Source organism: Comamonas kerstersii (genome assembly GCF_002056725.1).
Taxonomy (GTDB): domain Bacteria; phylum Pseudomonadota; class Gammaproteobacteria; order Burkholderiales; family Burkholderiaceae_C; genus Comamonas; species Comamonas kerstersii.
Genome location: NZ_CP020121.1, coordinates 1,213,651 through 1,231,662, shown reverse-complemented (window position 1 = coordinate 1,231,662; position 18,012 = coordinate 1,213,651). Strand labels below are relative to the sequence as shown.

The following is an 18,012-nucleotide window of genomic DNA, read 5'->3' as shown; positions in this document are numbered from 1 at the left end:
TGGCTGAGAGGGCTTAGGCCTTCTTCAGCAGGCCTTGCAGCAGGCGGCCCATTTCGGAGGGGTTGCGGGTGATGGTGAAACCGCACTCTTCCATGATGGCCAGCTTGGCGTCGGCCGTGTCAGCGCCGCCGGAGATCAGCGCGCCGGCGTGGCCCATGCGCTTGCCGGGAGGGGCGGTCACACCGGCGATAAAGCCCACCACGGGCTTTGTCATGTGTTCCTTGCACCAGCGGGCGGCTTCGGCTTCGTCGGGGCCGCCGATTTCGCCGATCATGATCACGGCATCGGTGTCGGGGTCGTCGTTGAAGGCCTTCATCACGTCGATGTGCTTCAGACCGTTGATGGGGTCACCACCAATACCAACAGCAGTGGACTGGCCAATGCCCAGTTCGGTCAGCTGTGCCACGGCTTCGTAGGTCAGCGTGCCGGAGCGGGACACCACGCCCACGCGGCCCTTCTTGTGGATGTGGCCGGGCATGATGCCGATCTTGATTTCGTCTGGCGTGATCAGGCCGGGGCAGTTGGGGCCCAGCAGCAGGGTCTTCTTGCCGCCCGCGGCTTCCTTGGCCTTCATCTTGTTGCGCACTTCCAGCATGTCGCGCACGGGGATGCCTTCGGTGATGCAGATGGCCAGGTCCAGATCGGCTTCCACGGCTTCCCAGATGGCGGCAGCGGCGCCTGCTGGGGGCACGTAGATCACGGAGACGGTGGCGCCAGTTTCCTTGGCTGCGTCCTTGACGGAGCCGTAGATGGGGATGTCAAAAATGCGCTCGCCCGCCTTCTTGGGGTTCACACCGGCGACGAAGCAGTTCTTGCCGTTGGCGTATTCCTGGCACTTTTCGGTGTGGAATTGACCGGTCTTGCCGGTAATGCCCTGGGTGATGACTTTGGTGTCTTTGTTGATAAAGATCGACATGTTTTTATCTCCGGGGGCGTTTTACTTGACGGCAGCAACAATCTTGGTAGCAGCTTCAGCCATGGTGTCGGCTGCGATGATGGGCAGACCGGATTCGGCCAGGATTTGCTTGCCCAGCTCTTCGTTGGTGCCCTTCATGCGCACGACCAGTGGCACGCTCAGGTTCACGGCCTTGCAGGCGGTGACCACGCCGGTGGCGATGGTGTCGCACTTCATGATGCCGCCGAAGATGTTGACCAGAATGCCCTTGACCTTGGGGTTCTTGAGCATGATCTTGAAGGCTTCGGTCACCTTCTCGGCCGTTGCGCCGCCGCCCACGTCCAGGAAGTTGGCGGGCTCGCCGCCGAACAGCTTGATGGTGTCCATGGTGGCCATGGCCAGGCCCGCGCCGTTCACCAGGCAGCCGATGTTGCCGTCCAGAGAGATGTAGGCCAGGTCGAACTTGGAGGCTTCGATTTCTGCGGGGTCTTCTTCGTCCAGGTCGCGCAGGGCCACGATTTCGGGGTGGCGGAACAGGGCGTTGGAGTCGAAGTTGAACTTGGCGTCCAGGGCCATCAGGTTGCCGTTGGAGTCGCAGTTCAGGGGGTTGATTTCCACCAGCGAAGCGTCGGTGTCCATGTAGCACTTGTAGATGTTGGCGAACAACTCTACGGCCTGGTCGATGGACTTGCCTTCCAGACCGATGGCCGCAGCCACCTTGCGCGACTGGGCTTCGGTGATGCCGGTCAGGGGGTCGATCATCTCGGTGATGATCTTCTCGGGCGTGGAGTGGGCCACTTCCTCGATGTCCATACCGCCTTCGCTGGAAGCGATCAGTGCCACCTTCTGTGTGGCGCGGTCGGTCACCAGCGACACATACAGTTCGTTCTTGATGTCTGCACCTTCTTCGATGTACAGACGGCGCACCTTCTGGCCTTCAGGGCCAGTCTGGTGGGTCACCAGCTGCATGCCGAGGATTTGCTCGGACAGGGCCTTCACGTCCTCAATGGTCTTTGCCACCTTGACGCCGCCGCCCTTGCCGCGGCCGCCGGCATGGATCTGCGCCTTCACCACCCACACGGGGCCGCCCAGCTTCTGTGCTGCCTCTACAGCTTCCTGGACGGTGAAAGCCGGAATGCCACGGGGAACTGGCACGCCGAATTGACGCAAGATTTCCTTGCCTTGGTATTCATGAATCTTCATGAGTCTTGTCTCTCTGAAACGGAGGAAAAATGCCCGTTTTCCTGCTGCCTGGGCATGCGGAGCCGGGCTCGTATGACATGGCAATCGGCGAATGTACCATGCTGACAAGTCGGCAAAAAGTGCTTTGTTTCACGGGATATACGTATTGGCATACGTAGATCAAGCCGCACCAAGGCTGGCCCGGAAGGCCACAAACGCCCCCTGAAAAACGGCAGGAGCCGCAGTTTTTGCGCTGCACCCCGCCCGCAGCAGCGACAATCCGTTTATTTGATGGCGTCGCAATTGCGGCATGAACCTACGATGCGCCAAGAAGCGCGGGAGCATTGAACAATGTCCAAAGTCTTTATTGATGGCGAAGCTGGCACCACGGGTCTGCAGATTCGTGACCGCTTGCAGGGTATGGCTGGTGTGGAACTGGTCAGCATTGCGCCCGAGTTGCGCAAGGACCCCGCGGCCAAGCGGGCGCTGATTGCCGAGGTGGATCTGGTCATCCTGTGTCTGCACGACGATGCCGCACGCGAGACGGTGGCGCTGGTCGACAGCATCACCGCAGAAACCGGCCGCGCCATCAAGATCATTGATGCATCTACCGCCCACCGCGTGGCGCCGGACTGGGTCTATGGTTTCCCTGAGCTGTGCGCCGGCCAGCTTGAAGCGGTGAAGACCGCCACCCGCGTATCCAACCCCGGCTGCTACGCCACAGGCGCGATTGCGCTGCTGCGCCCGCTGGTGGATGCAGGGCTGATGCCTGCGGACTACCCCGTGGCCCTGCCATCGGTGTCTGGCTACACCGGCGGTGGCCGCAGCATGATTGAGGCGTACGAGGCTGGCAGTGCCGCGCCTTATGAGGCCTATGGTCTGGGCCTGGCGCACAAGCACATTCCTGAAATTCTGAAATACACCGGCATGACACGCCGCCCCGTGTTCATTCCCGCCGTGGGTAACTATGCACAGGGCATGCTGGTGCAGCTGCCCCTGCACCTGGACCTGCTGCCCAGCGCGCCCAAGGCCCAGGACCTGCACGATGCGCTGGCCAGCCACTACGCCAAGACGAATACGCCGGCGCAGTGGGTCAAGGTGCTGCCTCCCACCGAAGACAACAAGCTGGCCGCCGATACGCTGGCCAATACCAACCACCTGGAGCTGCGTGTGTTTGCCAACGAAACCCATCGCCAGGCCGTGCTGATTGCGCGGCTGGACAATCTGGGCAAGGGTGCCAGCGGCGCTGCCGTGCAGAATCTGCAATTGATGCTGGGAATTTGACCCCCCGCCTATGTGGAGATTTTCCCGAAGGTGGTTTGACAGAGATCGAACCTTCTCTTAGTACCACCTATGAATTTACTTATTTTTACAAGGTGACAATATGGCTTTTGGTCTTCTGGCGCGGTTTTTTGGTGTAGGCGCATCCCCGAAGAAGGAGATGGTTTCTCACATTGCAAAAATCGTCAACACGGTTGACATCGACATGGCTATCGCCTCCCACGAAAACTGGAAATACCGTCTGCAAGCGTTCCTGGACGGTCGCTCCACCGAGAAGTTCGTCGCAGAGGAGATCTGCTTTGACGACCGCTGCGATCTCGGCAAGTGGATTCACGGCGCAGGGAAGGCCAAGCTGGGGAACTTCCCGGGCTTCACGGCCCTGCAAGGGCATCACAAGATGTTCCACTACGCTGCATCCAACGTGGTGGCACTGGCACAGGCAGGCAAGACCGAAGAGGCTAACAAGATGCTGGACGTGCAGTTTACCCAGCAATCGGCTGAAGTGGTGCGTGACCTGCGCATGCTCAAAGCTCTTGCCGAAGAAGCGGCAGACGAGTAATTCACAATCGGCGCCGGGGATTGCGGTGCCGCGCCTTATGAGGCCTATGGTCTGGGCCTGGCGCACAAGCACATTCCTGAAATTCTGAAATACACCGGCATGACACGCCGCCCCGTGTTCATTCCCGCCGTGGGTAACTATGCACAGGGCATGCTGGTGCAGCTGCCCCTGCACCTGGACCTGCTGCCCGGCGCACCCAAGGCACAGGACCTGCACGATGCGCTGGCCAGCCACTACGCCAAGACGAATACGCCGGCGCAGTGGGTCAAGGTGCTGCCTCCCACCGAAGACAACAAGCTGGCCGCCGATACGCTGGCCAATACCAACCACCTGGAGCTGCGTGTGTTTGCCAACGAAACCCATCGCCAGGCCGTGCTGATTGCGCGGCTGGACAATCTGGGCAAGGGTGCCAGCGGCGCTGCCGTGCAGAATCTGCAATTGATGCTGGGTGTGTAAAGCGCGGTTTTACACTGGCATCTGCCTTGCATGATCAAGCGGCCTGCGGGCCGCTTTTTTGCAGGCAGGGCGCTTCTTTATAAATAGCTTCCTGCGCTTGATTGCATGAGGTTTCAAATAGTTTTGTATCTGAAACCTTTGTTTATCAAGCGCTGGCAGCTCTTGTTTTTATAGGTTTTGCATGACTGCCGCCACTGCCTCTTCGCCGGAAATTCGCCGTGCCACCCTGATCGGTCTGGTGGCCGTGCTTTGCTGGAGCAGCACCGTGGGCCTGATGCGCTCCGTGGCCGAGGCGCTGGGTGCGCTGGGCGGCGCGGCGGTGTTCTACAGCGTCAGCGCCGCGTTTGTGCTGCTGGTCAAGGGTGTGCCCTCGCGCGCGCAGCTGCGGGGTATCTCGCGCATCTACCTCATCGTCTGCGGTCTGCTGTTTGCTTTCTATGAGATCTGCCTGTCGGTGGCGATTGGACTGGCGCATGACCGGCCCCAGTCCATGGAGCTGGGCATGATCAACTACCTCTGGCCCTGTCTGACGATTGTGCTGGCCGTGCTCTGCCACCAGCAGCGCGCCCGCTGGTGGCTGTGGCTGGGCGTGGCCTTGTGCCTGTGGGGGCTGGTGCTGGTCATGGGAGAAGGCGCCAGCAGCGTCGATACACCCTGGTGGCAGAACCTGGGCGCGCACATGGCGGCCAACCCCGTGGCCTATGCGCTGGCCTTTGGCGCAGCCATCATGTGGCCTGCCTACTCGGTGCTCGCACGCATCCACGGCGGTGGCTTCAATGGCGTGGGGCTGTTTCTGACCCTCACGGCCTTCCTGCTGTGGCTGCAATGGCTGGCAGCAGACACGGTTGCCATGCAATGGAGCTGGAGTGTGGTGCTGCAGGTGCTGGCGATTGGCGCGCTCACCGCACTGGGCTATGGCTGCTGGGAGCACGGCATTCAGCGCGGCAATCTGGCCGTGATGGCTGCGGGCTCGTACTTCACCCCCGTGCTTTCGGCACTGATGGCCAGCGTGTGGCTGGCCGTGCAGCCGGGCCTGCCGTTCTGGCAGGGCGTGGTGCTGATTACGGTGGGTTCGCTGGTGTGCTGGTGGGCGACGCGCGCTTGAAAGTTAGACCCTCACCCCCGCCCTCTCCCGCAAGCGGGAGAGGGAGTTCATACCAAATTCATAGCTACTAGCGCTTGCTGCATGGTCGTTAGAGGCATATTTCATGATGGAAACTGGTGGCTATCATGCAGCGCCACGGCGGCATGCCTCAAGCCTGGCAGGCCCCCATCCCTGCCTTCCCCCAGAGGGGGAAGGAGAGAAAGCCAGAGGGGAAGAGGTTCACCTCTCCCGCCTCTATTCCCTCCCCCGCTGGGGGAGGGTGAGGGTGGGGGCCGCCAGAAAAGAAAGACGCTCCCCTCACCCCAACCCTCTCCCGCAAGCGGGAGAGGGAGCCAGCGAAAGTTAGACCCTCTCCCCCGCCCTCTCCCGCAAGCGGGAGAGGGAGCCAGCGCTGCGCTTAATCGGATTCCGGTGCCTGCCCGCGCAGCACCTTGCCCACTACATCACCGCCAAAGCCACGGCTGGCCAGAAAGCGCATCTGCTTCATGCGCTCCTGCGGGGTGGTGGCGACTGCGCCAAACTTGCGCTGCCACACGTCCCAGGCGCGGGCGTGTTCCGTGTCTCTGAGCTGCTCCGCAGCGGCGCGCACCACGTCATCATCCAGCCCCTTGCTGCGCAGCTCGTGCAGCACGCGCGCGGTGCCCAGCTTGCTGCTGCGGCGGTAGATCACGGACTGGGCCACGCGCTCGGGGCTGATGAAGCCTTTGGCCTCCAGCGCATCAAGCACGGCGGCCAGATCTTCGCCTTCTTCCACATGCGGGGCCAGCTTGCGCTCCAGCTCCAGGCGCGAGTGCTCGCGCTGCGAGAGGTATTTGAGTGCGCGCCCGGTGAGCGAGATTGTCTGAAAACCCATGGTGTAAAAAAACCCGCTGCCAGCGTTCGTGCAAAAACGCTGGCAGCGGGTTGGTTTGCTATGGATTAGCCGATGACGCCATCAGCGTCGGGCGTGTTTTTATCGGCCTTCTTGCCTTTGCCGGGCTTGGCGGGAGCGGCTTCGCCTTCGGCCACAGGAATCAGGCTGATGCCCAGGCTTTCGCGCACCTTGTTTTCAATTTCCACGGCCAACGCGGGGTTCTCGCGCAAGAATTCACGGGCGTTGTCGCGGCCCTGACCAATCTTTTCACCGTTGTAGGCGTACCAGGCACCGGACTTTTCAATGAGCTTGGCGTCCACGCCCATGTCCAGAATTTCGCCTTCGCGCGAAATGCCCTCGCCAAACAGAATGTCGAACTCGGCAGTCTTGAAGGGCGGCGAGACCTTGTTCTTCACGACCTTGACCTTGGTTTCGTTACCAATGGCTTCGTCGCCCTTCTTGATGGTGCCGGTGCGGCGGATATCCAGACGCACCGAGGCGTAGAACTTCAGCGCATTACCGCCGGTGGTGGTTTCGGGCGAGCCGAACATCACGCCAATCTTCATGCGGATCTGGTTGATGAAGATCACCGTGCAGTTGGTCTTCTTGATGGTGGCAGTCAGCTTGCGCAGCGCCTGGCTCATCAGGCGGGCCTGCAGGCCGGGCAGGTTGTCACCCATTTCGCCTTCGATTTCGGCCTTGGGCACCAGTGCGGCCACCGAGTCCACCACGATCAGGTCCACGGCGCCGGAGCGCACCAGAGAGTCCACGATTTCCAGCGCCTGCTCGCCCGTGTCAGGCTGGCTGATCAGCACTTCATTGAGGTTCACACCCAGCTTCTGGGCATAGGACGTGTCCAGTGCATGTTCTGCGTCGATGAAGGCGCAGGTGCCGCCGAGCTTTTGCATCTGAGCGACGACCTGCAGCGTCAGCGTGGTCTTGCCGGACGACTCAGGGCCGTAGATTTCAATCACGCGGCCACGGGGCAGGCCGCCTACACCCAGGGCAATGTCCAGACCCAGCGAGCCGGTGGACACCACCTGGATGTCTTCCACCACTTCACCTTCGCCCAGCTTCATGATGGTGCCCTTGCCAAACTGCTTTTCAATCTGGGCGAGGGCGGCAGCCAGGGCTTTGGCTTTTTCGCTGTTGGCGTCGTTGTTGCGTGCGATGGCGTTCATGGCGATGTCCTTTGAAAGAAGGGGATGACAACTGGTGCTGCATCCCCTGTTGATGTGAACAGGCTGGATGCTTGAACAGTAGTGTATGGGCAATGCAAAAGAATTTATATTCAACTTGCCTGACTATCCATCAAACTGACTATGTCTAAATTACCGGCTGCCGAACACCTGGAAGACGCATGGCGCCACACCCATCTGGGGCGGCTGCTGGGCCATGCCATGCGCAAGTTTGACGAACGCGTGCGCCAGCTCATGGCACAGGACGATGAGACGCCGCTGGCGCTGTCCAACCTGGCGCTGCGCGACAAGGTCAGCGCCGCGCACATCCACATCACGCGGCACCTGTCCCTGCAGGGCGACCGCATCACCGATCTGGCCGAGCGCGCCGGCATGAGCAAGCAGGCCATGACCGATCTGGTGGACCAGTGCGAAGCCTGGGGGCTGGTGCTGCGCGAGGCGGACGCTTACGACCGCCGTGCCAAGCGCGTGGTCTATACCGACACCGGCCGCGCCTGGCACCTGGCATTTCAGCGTGCGGTACAGCAGGCCGAGCGTGAGTTTGAAGAGGCCGTAGGGCATGACGTGGCCGTGGTGGTGCGCATTGGTCTGGAGGTCTACGGCAGCGATGTGGGCGATCAGGCCTGATGTGAAAAGCGCAGGGCGAAAGGCTTGACCTGCCTCGGGTTTGCTGCACTGCCGCACCCGCGTAAACACCGCTTGTCTGATGCAGCGGGGTTCCTAGAATGGTTCTGGCAGGCGGCATGTGCAGCGCCTGCAGCAATGCAAAGCCGGGGCAGCAGACCCCGGCATGCCAGGAGACATACACCATGCGCATTCTCATAGCCGAAGATGATCAGGTGCTGGCCGACGGCCTGCTGCGCAGCCTGCGCGGGGCAGGGGCCGTGGTCGACCATGTGGCCAGCGGCACCGAAGCAGACACCGCCCTTGTCACCAGCAACCAGTTTGATCTTTTGATTCTGGATCTGGGCCTGCCGCGCATGCACGGGCTGGAGGTGCTCAAGCGCCTGCGCAGCCGCGGCGATGGCCTGTCCGTGCTCATTCTCACCGCGGCGGACAGCGTGGAAGAACGCGTGCAGGGGCTGGATCTGGGCGCAGACGACTACATGGCCAAGCCCTTCAGCCTGCAGGAGCTGGAAGCACGCGTGCGTGCCCTGACGCGCCGGGGCATGGGCGGCACCAGCAGCGTCATCAAGCACGGCCCGCTGGTCTACGACCAGGCCGGGCGTGTAGCCACCATCGACGGCAAGATGGTGGAGCTGTCCGCCCGCGAACTGGGCCTGCTGGAAGTGCTGCTGCAGCGCGCGGGCCGTCTGGTCAGCAAGGACCAGCTGGTCGAGCGCCTGTGCGAGTGGGGCGAAGAGGTGAGCAACAACGCGATTGAGGTCTACATCCACCGCCTGCGCAAGAAGATCGAGCGCGACCCGATACGCATTGCCACCGTACGCGGCCTGGGCTACTGCCTGGAAAAGATTCAGGCTTGATTTTTCATAGCTGCCAGCGCTTGTGCAGCAAGCGCTGAAGGCCAAAAACACTGATAGCAAGGCCAGCGTGAAAATTTTCCAGCGTGAGCAGCGATCCCTGTTCGGAGAAATTCTGGACTGGATGCTCACGCCCCTGCTGCTGCTGTGGCCCGTGAGCCTGGCGCTGACCTGGCTGGTGGCCCAGTCGCTGGCCAACAAGCCGTTTGACCGTGCACTGGAATACAACGTGCACGCACTGGCCCAGCTGATTCTGGTGGACGCTGGCGGGCAGCTGCACTTCAACCTGCCGCAGCCTGCTTCGGAAATGCTGCGCGCCGACGAGTCCGACATGGTGCTGTTTCAGGTCACCACCTCCGACGGCAGTTTTCTGGCGGGTGACAGCGACTTCCCCCTCACCTCCGCACCACAGTCTATGGAACTGGGGCAGGTGGAACTGCGTGACGATGCAATCCGCGGCATGGACATGCGCGTGGCTGCACTGCGCGTGCGGCTGCCCGTGCTGACGGACGATGCCTGGGCGCTGGTGCAGGTGGCTGAAACGCGTGAAAAGCGCAGCGTGCTGGCCACGGAAATCATCAAGGGCGTGATGCTGCCGCAGTTCGTCATCCTGCCACTGTCGGTACTGCTGGTGTGGCTGGCACTGGCGCGCGGCATACGGCCGCTGCACCTGCTGGAGACGCGCATCCGCGCACGCAAGCCCGATGATCTTTCGCCCATTGACCACCGCGCAGTGCCGCTGGAAGTGGTGCCGCTGGTCGATGCGGTCAATGACCTGCTGCGCCGCCTGAACGAATCGCTGGCCACCCAGAAGCGCTTTCTGGCTGATGCGGCCCACCAGCTCAAGACCCCGCTGGCTGGCCTGCGCATGCAGGCGGATCTGGCACTGCGCGAAGGCGTGAGCACGGAGGATCTCAAGCGCTCGCTGCAGCAGATCGGGCGCTCCAGCATGCGCGCCACACACACGGTCAACCAGCTGCTGTCACTGGCTCGTGCCGAAGGTGCCAGCACCGGCCTGCAGCGCACGCCCTGCGATCTGGCCGCGCTGGCGATTGAGGTTATGCAGGACCTGCTGCCGCTGGCCATGGATCGCCATGTAGACATGGGCTATGAGGGGGCAGAGCCCGGCAGCGCAGGCGTGTGGCTGCAGGGCAATGCCACGCTGCTCAAGGAGCTGATTCGCAACCTGCTGAGCAATGCCATCAACTACAGCCCCTCCAGCCCGGAGGTACCCGCCATGGTGACACTGCGTGTGCTGCCAGACCAACTGGCCCGCGTGGTGCTGCTGCAGGTGGAAGATACAGGGCCGGGCGTGCCGCCCGAGGAGCGTGAGCTGATCTTTCAGCCGTTTTACCGGGTGCTGGGGTCAGAGGCCGATGGCTCGGGTCTGGGCCTGCCCATCGTGCAGGAAATTGCGCGCCTGCATGCTGCAACCGTGGCGCTGGATGATGCACACCCTCATCGCACGCCCCCGGGTGCACGCTTTAGCGTGCGCTTTCGTGCGCTGGCAGATGCTCCTGATTCAGAAGCTGCCAGCGCCGATAAAACAAGCGTTTGTTAATCTTTTAGCACGCTATTCGTTAGTCAGCGTGCGCTGCTTGCTACGGTTTTTGCTTTGCACCGCCAGGCTGCTGGCCGTGGGCTCCCTGTAGGGGCGGGCCTGCTGCTGCAGCCAGTTGCGAAAAGCCACCAGCGGCGTGATGTTGGAGCGTGACTCCGGATAGCACAGCCAGTAGCCCAGACTGCTGACCAGCCCGTGCTGGGGCAGGGGCTCGCTCACCAGCCCCTTGGCAATCTGCCCTTCCACCAGGCAGCGCGGCACCAGGGCCACGCCCATGCCTGCCATGACGGCCTGGATGATGGTCTGGAACTGGTCAAACTGCAGGCCTGCCAGCGGGTCCAGGTTCTTGACATCCCAGGCCTGCGCCCAGGTCATCCATGCATGGGGAATGGTCAGGTGGCGCAGCCGCGTGTACTTGGCCACATCACTGGGGCTGTGAATGGCGGGGCCACCAAAGCTGGCGGGCGGGGCGATCAGCGTCACATCCTGCCCGTCCAGATAGTGGGCGCGTGCGCCGGGCCAGTGGCCTTCACCAAACAGGATGGAGCAGTCCAGGTGCGGGCTTTCAAAGTCGTAGCCCTGGGCATAGGGTACGAAATGCAGTGTCACATGCGGGTGCTGCTGCTGGAACTGTGGCAGGCGCGGAATCAGCCAGCTCGCGCCAAAGGTCGGCAGGCTGGACAGGTGCAGCGCACCACCGCCATCGGTGCTGGTGATGAGCTCCAGCGTCGCAGCCTCCAGCTGCGACAGCAGCGTGCGCACAGCCTTTTCATAGCGCTCACCTGCCGGGGTGAGCGTGAGGCGCTTGCGGCTGCGCTCGAACAGGTCGACACCAACCCACTTCTCCAGCTCCTGAATCTGCTTGCTCACGGCACTTTGCGTCAGGTGCAGCGCTTCTGCGGCACGTGAGACGCCACCAAAACGCGCGACCGTAGAGAAAGCTCGCAGCAAATGCACGGGAGGCGTCAGCCGACGCAGGGGAGGCAAGTTAGTAGACACTGTTCAATATTCCTCGAAGGAATCATAACAAGAAGAGTATTTGTTTGTTGTCAACTGTCAATTACCCTAACCTCTATGCACAGGTCTTATAGATAACCACACTTTCTCACATAGGGAGTCCTCATGATGCAACGTCGTCACTTTCTCTCCGCTGTTGCCGCTGCGACCTTGGCATCCGTCTCGGGCATGGCCAGCGCCCAAGATTCGCGCCCTCTGCGCATCATCGTGCCCTTTCCTGCCGGTGGTTCCACCGACATGGTGCCTCGCAACATGCAGGACGTCCTGACCAAGCTGCTCGGCCAGCCCGTCGTGATCGAGAACAAGGCCGGTGCCGGTGGCTCCATCGGCATGGCTGAAGTGGCACGCGCCAACGACGGCCTGACCTTCGGTATTGCCACGCTGTCCACCCACGGCGTGAACCCTGCGGTCTACTCCAAGCTGCCTTACGACGCCATCAAGGACTTCGTGGGCGTGACCGAAATCGTCAAGGCGCCCGGCGTCATGGTGATCAACCCCCAACTGATTCCTGCCCAGAATTTTGCGGAACTGGTGGCTTATCTGAAGGCCAACCCCGGCAAGGTGAGCTATGCCACCCCCGGCAACGGCACCATCGGCCACATGTGGGGCGAGCAGTTCATCAAGGCCACAGGCGTAGACATGCTGCACATCCCCTACCGTGGTGCAGGCCCCGCCATCAACGACGTGCTGGGCGGCCAGGTGCCGGTGTACTTTGACCAGGTGGCCTCCTCGCTGCCCCATATCCAGTCCGGCAAGCTGCGCGCCATTGCCGTGTCCTGGCCCGAGCGTCTGGCCGTGCTGCCTGAAGTACCCACCTATGCCGAAGCCGGTCACCCTGAGCTGAACGATCCTTCCTGGTTCGGTCTGGTCGCGCCCAAGAACACGCCTGCAGAGCAGATCGCACGCGTGCAGCAGGCCGTGGCTGAAGCGCTGCAGGACCCAGCCGTCAAGAAGCGCATGGACGCACAGGGCATGTACGTGTCTGGCACTTCCAGCGAAGCCTTTACCCAGCAGATCGCCAGCGAAGTGGAAAAGATGAAGGCGGTGGCCAAGGCGGCCAACATCAGCGTGAACTGATCCACGCCCTTACCGCGCTCGCATATCGCTCATCCCCGCAGAGGCCCATGCCCTGCGGGTTTTTTATGCCTGCATTCAAGGGCAGGGCTGCATGCGCTTGCCTTCCAGCGCAGGCTCCAGCCCCTGCAGCAGGGTGCGCTGTGCTGCGGTGGATTCACTCATGCGCAGGGCATACAGCGTCTGCGGTGCGCGCTCCTGCACCACGCGTGCCCCACGTATGCCCTGGTTGAGCATATGGCCCAGCTCACGCGTGGCCGCTTCTTCGCTGGAAAAGCGCCCCAGCGACAGGCCGGGCTCCAGGTTGCCGCCCGCACGGTCATAGGCAATCTTGCGGGCGCGCAGCTCGGCACGGCGCTTTTCCATGGCCATTTCATTGGCGAACTTGCCCAGATAGACCATCCAGCGCCCCGTCACCTGCGTGGGCACAAACTCCCAGCTGCTCGAGGGCAGGTCGCTGCTGCGCAGTGCCTCCTGCAGCTTGCGGTACTGGGCTTCATTCATGTTTTCGCTTTGCAGGCAGACCGTGGCCTCGGGAATGATTTCCTCCAAAGGCTCCGGTGGCATGGGCTGTGCAGGCGCAGCGGCAACGCTGGCAGCAGGAGCCGAGGCAGGAGTGGGCGCTGCAGTCGTCGCTGCCGTGCCGGGCTGCACGATGCTCAGCACTTCAGGGCGCACCTGCTGCTTGAGGCGGTAGGGCTCGGCCTGTTCTTCAGGCGCCCAGCCCAATGTCGCCATCCAGCCCTGGCTCCAGGCCAGATAGCCAGCATTGGCAAGCAGCAGCACCAGCAAGGCAAAACGCAACATGTACAGCTCCTTGAAATCAGGCCGCAGCAGGCGGCAGGTCCATATGCACAGGGCGCACGCTGACATCACCGCTGATGACGCTGCGCAGACCATCGGCCGTGCGCAGCTGCAGTGTGCCATCGGCCAGCACGCCTGCGGCCAGCCCGCTGCTGCCATCGCTCAAATGCACCTGCTGACCATGCAGCACGTCACGCGCGGCAAAGCGCTGCTGAAACGGCGCAAAGCCCTGCTCGGCAAACAGCAGCACGTCCTCCACCAGCGGTGGCAGCAGTTGCTGCAGCGCGGCTGGTGCGGTCCAGCGGGCATCTACATCCTGCAGGCAAGCCGCAGGTGTGAGCAGCCCTTGCATCTGCGGCAGGCGCACATTCATGCCCGTGCCGATGATGACAAAACGCGGCACACCAGCCCCTGCGCCAAAGCAGGGTGCATCCACACCAGCGGGCAGGTTGGCGGTTTCAATCAACGTGCCACCCAGCTTGCGGCCATCCTGCAGCCACAGGTCATTCGGCCACTTCACCCCAATGCGCGGCTGACCGGGGAGGGCCGCCGCCTGCAGGGATTCCGCAATGCTCAGGCCCACCACCAGCGACAGGCCTGACCAGTCCAGCGGATTGAGCACCAGCCCCAGCGAATACATCAGGCAGTCACCGGGCTGGTTCAGCCAGCTGCGGCCCTGACGGCCACGCCCTGCGGTCTGTGACTCGGCCACGAGCACGATGGGCTCGGCACGGCCTGCGCGTGCACGGCGCATGAGTTCGGTGTTGGTGGAGTCAATCTCCGGCAGCACTTCCACCGTAAAACCGGGCAGACGGGGGGCAATGGCCAGCCACAGGTCTTCAGCGGGCCAATGGGTGAGAGAGGTGTTCACAGCAGATTCCCGTCCTGGTCAAAGTCTTCGGGCATGGGCGGGCGCCAGCCACGCTTGGGGGCCAGCATGGTGCCACGGCAGGTGGGCGCACCACAGTAGCAGGCGTATTCGGCCTTCAGCGCCTTGGTGTAGCGCTCTGCCACCATCAGACCGTAGTCATAGGTCAGCTCTTCACCGGCACGGATAGGGCGCAGCGCCACAATGAAGATGCGGCCATCGCGCTCGACCGTGTAGCAGTTGGGGGCGCAGCTGTGGTTGATCCAGCGTGAGGAATTGCCGCCGTAGGTGGCATCAATCACCACCTCGTCGCTGACCTGAAAGTAGAACGTGTGGTTGGGCTGGCTGGGGTCATGCGGGTGACGGCGTTCGGCTTCTTCCGCATGGATGACTTCGCCAATGTATTCAATGATGGTCTCGCGTGCGGCGATGTCCTGCACGGCGAACACCCCTTTGCCATGTACACCTGAGCGACGTGTCTGTATGCGCTTGCCGGGTCTGGAAGATGAGGGGCGTGATGTGCTGGGCATTGAAATCTCTGATAACTTAAATATGTATGCACACATGCACGTGCGCGCACACACGCGTGCGTGAAGGACGAAATTGTAGGAGCGGTGGCTCACCAGCCGGTGGGCGGTCGTTGCAAATCACGAGAGCAATGAATGACAAAAACCTTGGTAATAGCGGAAAAACCGTCAGTGGCGCAAGACATTGTGCGCGCCCTCACGCCCGTCTATGGCAAGTTCGACAAGCACGAAGACCATTTTGAAAACGCGCAGTTTGTGGTCACCAGCGCCGTAGGCCACCTGGTGGAAATTCAGGCGCCGGAAGAATTTGACGTCAAGCGTGGCAAGTGGAGCTTTGCGAATCTGCCGGTGATTCCCCCGCGCTTTGACCTCAAGCCTGTCGACAAGACCAAGAGCCGCCTGAACGCCGTGGTCAAGCAGGCCAAGCGCAAGGACGTGACCCAGCTGATCAACGCCTGTGACGCGGGCCGCGAAGGTGAGCTGATCTTCCGCCTGATCGAGCAGTACGCCGGTGGTGCCAAGGGCACGCTGGGCAAGCCGATTGCGCGTCTGTGGCTGCAGTCCATGACGCCCCAGGCCATCCGCGAAGGTTTTGAGAAGCTGCGCAGCGAGCAGCAGATGCAGGGCCTGGCCGATGCGGCGCGCAGCCGCTCCGAGGCCGACTGGCTGGTCGGCATCAACGGCACCCGCGCCATGACGGCCTTCAACTCGCGCGACGGCGGGTTCTTTTTGACCACGGTGGGTCGCGTGCAGACGCCTACGCTGTCGCTGGTCGTAGATCGCGAAGAAAAAATCCGCAAGTTCGTCAGCCGCGACTACTGGGAAGTGCATGGCACCTTCGATGCACAGGCCGGTCAGTACCTGGGCAAGTGGTTCAACCCGCAGTGGAAAAAGAGCGAGGACGCCGAAGCCAAGGCCGACCGCGTCTGGAGCAAGCAGGAAGCCGAGGCCATTGCCGCCGCCGTCAAGGGCAAGCCTGCCACCGTCACCGAAGAGAGCAAGCCCACCACCCAGGCTTCGCCCCTGCTGTTTGACCTGACCAGCCTGCAGCGCGAGGCCAACAGCAAGTTTGGTTTCTCCGCCAAGACCACGCTGGCACTGGCGCAAAGCCTGTACGAGCGCCACAAGGCACTGACCTACCCCCGTACCGATTCTCGCGCCCTGCCCGAGGACTATCTGCCCGTGGCACGCCAGACCTTTGAGATGCTGGCAGGCAGCGGCATGCGCCATCTGGCCCCTTATGCCCAGCAGGCCGTAGAAGCTGGCTATGTGCGTCCCACCAAGCGCGTTTTTGACAACAGCAAGGTGTCGGACCACTTTGCCATCATCCCCACCACGCAGGCACCTTCAGGCCTGTCTGAGGCCGAACAAAAGCTGTACGACCTGGTGGTGCGCCGCTTCATGGCCGTTTTCTTCCCCAGCGCCGAGTACCAGGTGACCACCCGCATCAGCCAGGTGGAGCAGCACCACTTCAAGACCGAAGGCAAGGTGCTGGTCAAACCCGGCTGGCTGGCGATTTACGGCAAGGAAGCTGCCAACGAAGTGGAAGACGCCAAGGAAGGCGACAAGGGCCAGCCTCTGGTGGCCGTGCAGCCCGGCGAAAAGCCACAGACCAGCGATGCCCAGCCCAAGGGCCTGAAGACCAAGCCCCCAGCCCGCTACTCCGAAGCGACGCTGCTGGGCGCCATGGAAAGCGCAGGCAAGCAGGTGGAAGACGACGAGCTGCGCGAAGCCATGCAGGAAAAGGGCCTGGGTACACCAGCCACACGTGCGGCCATCATTGAAGGTCTGCTGACCGAAAAGTACATGCTGCGCGAAGGCCGCGAACTGATCCCCACTGCCAAGGCCTTCCAGCTGATGACACTGCTGCGCGGTCTGCAGGTGGATGAGCTGTGCCGCGCCGATCTGACTGGTGAGTGGGAGTACAAGCTCGCCCAGATGGAGAAGGGCGCGCTCTCGCGTGCCGCCTTCATGCAGGAAATTGCGGCGATGACAGAAAAAATCGTGCGCAAGGCCAAGGAGTACGACCGCGACACCATCCCCGGTGACTACGCGACCCTGGCTACGCCCTGCCCCAACTGTGGCGGCGTTGTGAAGGAAAACTACCGCCGCTATGGCTGCACGGGTGCCGATGGCCACAGCGATGGCTGCGGCTTCTCGTTCACCAAGTCGCCTGCGGGCCGCACCTTTGAAACGCACGAGGCCGAGCAGCTGTTGCGTGACCGCCGCCTGGGCCCCCTGGAAGGCTTCCGCTCCAAGGCAGGCTGGCCTTTTGTGGCAGAAGTGACCATCGTGCGCGATGAAGAGCACAGCAACTTCAAGCTGGAATTCGACTTTGGCGAAGACGAAAAAGAAGCCGAAGCCAGCGGCCCCGTAGATTTCAGCGGCCAGCAGTCACTGGGCAACTGCCCCAAGTGCGGTGCGCCCGTGTTCGAGCATGGCAGCAACTATGTCTGCAGCCATTCCGTGCCTACGCCTGCACAGCCCACGCCCAGCTGCGACTTCAAGAGTGGCCAGATCATCCTGCAGCAGCCCATTGAGCGCGCGCAGATGAGCAAGCTGCTGACGACCGGCAAGACCGACCTGCTGGAGAAGTTTGTCTCCAACCGCACGCGCCGCAACTTCAAGGCCTTCCTGGTCTGGGATGCGGCCGCAGGCAAGGTGAACTTTGAGTTCGAAGCCAGCAAGTACCCCTCCCGCAAGAGCGCAGCACCTGCAAAAACTGCAGCTGCTGGCACAGGCAGGACAAGCGCTGCCGCCAAAAAAGCACCTGCTGCCAAGAAAACGGCAACGCGCAAGCCTGCGGCGGCCAACTTCCGCCCCGACGCGGCACTGGCGGCCGTGATTGGTGACGGTGCCGTCGCACGCACCGAGGTGGTCAAGAAGGTCTGGGACTATGTGAAGGCCAACAACCTGCAGGACCCCAAGGACAAGCGCGTCATCGTCGCCGATGCCAAGCTACTGCCGGTGTTCGGCAAGGAGCGCGTAGGCATGTTTGAGATCACCGGACTGGTGGGCAAGCATTTGCTGAGCAATGCGTAATTGACGCACACCCCTGTGCGATGCATGGGTGGCTGACAAAAACGCTGCACTACGCTTCAATCGAGGCTGTACTGCAGCGTTTTTTGATGCGCTGCGCTGTCATGAACT

16 protein-coding genes and 1 pseudogene are annotated in these 18,012 nt (G+C 62.2%); 9 read left to right on the top strand and 8 right to left on the bottom strand.

The annotated features are described in order from the left end of the window. Window positions 1–13: 13 nt before the first annotated feature. Together sucD and sucC are read right to left on the bottom strand one after the other, a co-directional pair. Entirely contained in the window at window positions 14–916 is a 903-nt protein-coding gene (gene sucD, locus B5M06_RS05790) for a succinate--CoA ligase subunit alpha (protein WP_054066634.1), read from the bottom strand. A gap of 21 nt (window positions 917–937) precedes the next feature. Continuing rightward, window positions 938–2,098, bottom strand: coding sequence for an ADP-forming succinate--CoA ligase subunit beta (sucC, locus tag B5M06_RS05785; protein ID WP_054066633.1), 1,161 nt, complete (start codon window positions 2,096–2,098; stop codon window positions 938–940). A 330-nt stretch (window positions 2,099–2,428) separates the two neighbouring features. Here sucC and argC point away from each other — a divergent pair, with 330 nt between their 5' ends. The 4 genes and pseudogenes from argC to yddG all read left to right on the top strand — a co-directional run bounded on the left by argC (window position 2,429) and on the right by yddG (window position 5,478). Next, window positions 2,429–3,361: an N-acetyl-gamma-glutamyl-phosphate reductase gene (argC, locus tag B5M06_RS05780; RefSeq protein ID WP_080025180.1), complete on the top strand. Its 933-nt coding sequence runs from the start codon at window positions 2,429–2,431 to the stop codon at window positions 3,359–3,361. Window positions 3,362–3,518: 157 nt separating this feature from the next. After that, on the top strand, window positions 3,519–3,917 hold the full coding sequence (locus tag B5M06_RS05775) for a CZB domain-containing protein (protein ID WP_162777373.1): 399 nt from the start codon (window positions 3,519–3,521) through the stop codon (window positions 3,915–3,917). Window positions 3,918–3,944: 27 nt separating this feature from the next. Further along, a pseudogene (locus B5M06_RS05770) lies at window positions 3,945–4,373 on the top strand (N-acetyl-gamma-glutamyl-phosphate reductase); the annotation flags it as partial. A 181-nt stretch (window positions 4,374–4,554) separates the two neighbouring features. Beyond that, window positions 4,555–5,478, top strand: a complete 924-nt coding sequence (gene yddG / locus B5M06_RS05765; RefSeq protein WP_054067136.1) for an aromatic amino acid DMT transporter YddG — start codon at window positions 4,555–4,557, stop codon at window positions 5,476–5,478. A 397-nt stretch (window positions 5,479–5,875) separates the two neighbouring features. Here the strand turns inward: yddG and recX are convergent, their stop codons facing one another. Both recX and recA read right to left on the bottom strand, forming a co-directional pair. Beyond that, entirely contained in the window at window positions 5,876–6,331 is a 456-nt protein-coding gene (recX, locus tag B5M06_RS05760; RefSeq protein WP_054067137.1) for a recombination regulator RecX, read from the bottom strand. 65 nt (window positions 6,332–6,396) lie between these two features. Next, window positions 6,397–7,512 (bottom strand): recombinase RecA, encoded by a 1,116-nt coding sequence (gene recA / locus B5M06_RS05755; RefSeq protein WP_054067138.1) that lies wholly within the window; start codon window positions 7,510–7,512, stop codon window positions 6,397–6,399. A gap of 141 nt (window positions 7,513–7,653) precedes the next feature. Here recA and B5M06_RS05750 point away from each other — a divergent pair, with 141 nt between their 5' ends. From B5M06_RS05750 to B5M06_RS05740, 3 genes are all read left to right on the top strand, one after another. Next, on the top strand, window positions 7,654–8,157 hold the full coding sequence (locus tag B5M06_RS05750) for a MarR family winged helix-turn-helix transcriptional regulator (RefSeq protein WP_054067139.1): 504 nt from the start codon (window positions 7,654–7,656) through the stop codon (window positions 8,155–8,157). A gap of 182 nt (window positions 8,158–8,339) precedes the next feature. After that, window positions 8,340–9,014 (top strand): response regulator, encoded by a 675-nt coding sequence (locus tag B5M06_RS05745; protein WP_054067154.1) that lies wholly within the window; start codon window positions 8,340–8,342, stop codon window positions 9,012–9,014. Window positions 9,015–9,081: 67 nt separating this feature from the next. Then, complete coding sequence (locus B5M06_RS05740) at window positions 9,082–10,572, top strand: sensor histidine kinase N-terminal domain-containing protein (RefSeq protein WP_054067155.1); 1,491 nt, start codon at window positions 9,082–9,084, stop codon at window positions 10,570–10,572. A 12-nt stretch (window positions 10,573–10,584) separates the two neighbouring features. Here B5M06_RS05740 and B5M06_RS05735 read toward each other — a convergent pair whose 3' ends face one another. Next, entirely contained in the window at window positions 10,585–11,571 is a 987-nt protein-coding gene (locus B5M06_RS05735; RefSeq protein WP_240184006.1) for a LysR substrate-binding domain-containing protein, read from the bottom strand. A 126-nt stretch (window positions 11,572–11,697) separates the two neighbouring features. Between B5M06_RS05735 and B5M06_RS05730 the strand changes: the two genes are divergently transcribed. Continuing rightward, window positions 11,698–12,666 carry a Bug family tripartite tricarboxylate transporter substrate binding protein gene (locus B5M06_RS05730; RefSeq protein ID WP_054067157.1) on the top strand — a complete coding sequence of 323 codons (969 nt, stop codon included), beginning with the start codon at window positions 11,698–11,700 and terminating at the stop codon, window positions 12,664–12,666. Window positions 12,667–12,741: 75 nt separating this feature from the next. Here B5M06_RS05730 and B5M06_RS05725 read toward each other — a convergent pair whose 3' ends face one another. Genes B5M06_RS05725 through B5M06_RS05715 form a run of 3 tightly spaced genes read right to left on the bottom strand, consistent with a single transcriptional unit; the run spans window position 12,742 to window position 14,865 of the window. After that, window positions 12,742–13,470, bottom strand: coding sequence for an SPOR domain-containing protein (locus B5M06_RS05725; protein WP_054067140.1), 729 nt, complete (start codon window positions 13,468–13,470; stop codon window positions 12,742–12,744). A gap of 16 nt (window positions 13,471–13,486) precedes the next feature. Continuing rightward, entirely contained in the window at window positions 13,487–14,338 is an 852-nt protein-coding gene (locus B5M06_RS05720) for a biotin--[acetyl-CoA-carboxylase] ligase (RefSeq protein ID WP_054067141.1), read from the bottom strand. Continuing rightward, on the bottom strand, window positions 14,335–14,865 hold the full coding sequence (locus B5M06_RS05715) for an SET domain-containing protein (RefSeq protein ID WP_054067142.1): 531 nt from the start codon (window positions 14,863–14,865) through the stop codon (window positions 14,335–14,337). The genes B5M06_RS05720 and B5M06_RS05715 overlap by 4 nt, the downstream gene beginning before the upstream one ends. Window positions 14,866–14,997: 132 nt before the next feature. Between B5M06_RS05715 and B5M06_RS05710 the strand changes: the two genes are divergently transcribed. Further along, on the top strand, window positions 14,998–17,904 hold the full coding sequence (locus B5M06_RS05710) for a DNA topoisomerase III (RefSeq protein WP_054067143.1): 2,907 nt from the start codon (window positions 14,998–15,000) through the stop codon (window positions 17,902–17,904). Window positions 17,905–18,012 lie beyond the last annotated feature (108 nt).

Bases quoted from the DNA above. Each gene is read 5' to 3' on its own strand.
- sucD (WP_054066634.1), bottom strand. From the start codon at position 916: ATGTCGATCTTTATCAACAAAGACACCAAAGTCATCACCCAGGGCATT.
- sucC (WP_054066633.1), bottom strand. From the start codon at position 2,098: ATGAAGATTCATGAATACCAAGGCAAGGAAATCTTGCGTCAATTCGGC.
- argC (WP_080025180.1), top strand. From the start codon at position 2,429: ATGTCCAAAGTCTTTATTGATGGCGAAGCTGGCACCACGGGTCTGCAG.
- B5M06_RS05775 (WP_162777373.1), top strand. From the start codon at position 3,519: ATGGTTTCTCACATTGCAAAAATCGTCAACACGGTTGACATCGACATG.
- yddG (WP_054067136.1), top strand. From the start codon at position 4,555: ATGACTGCCGCCACTGCCTCTTCGCCGGAAATTCGCCGTGCCACCCTG.
- recX (WP_054067137.1), bottom strand. From the start codon at position 6,331: ATGGGTTTTCAGACAATCTCGCTCACCGGGCGCGCACTCAAATACCTC.
- recA (WP_054067138.1), bottom strand. From the start codon at position 7,512: ATGAACGCCATCGCACGCAACAACGACGCCAACAGCGAAAAAGCCAAA.
- B5M06_RS05750 (WP_054067139.1), top strand. From the start codon at position 7,654: ATGTCTAAATTACCGGCTGCCGAACACCTGGAAGACGCATGGCGCCAC.
- B5M06_RS05745 (WP_054067154.1), top strand. From the start codon at position 8,340: ATGCGCATTCTCATAGCCGAAGATGATCAGGTGCTGGCCGACGGCCTG.
- B5M06_RS05730 (WP_054067157.1), top strand. From the start codon at position 11,698: ATGCAACGTCGTCACTTTCTCTCCGCTGTTGCCGCTGCGACCTTGGCA.
- B5M06_RS05725 (WP_054067140.1), bottom strand. From the start codon at position 13,470: ATGTTGCGTTTTGCCTTGCTGGTGCTGCTGCTTGCCAATGCTGGCTAT.
- B5M06_RS05715 (WP_054067142.1), bottom strand. From the start codon at position 14,865: ATGCCCAGCACATCACGCCCCTCATCTTCCAGACCCGGCAAGCGCATA.
- B5M06_RS05710 (WP_054067143.1), top strand. From the start codon at position 14,998: ATGACAAAAACCTTGGTAATAGCGGAAAAACCGTCAGTGGCGCAAGAC.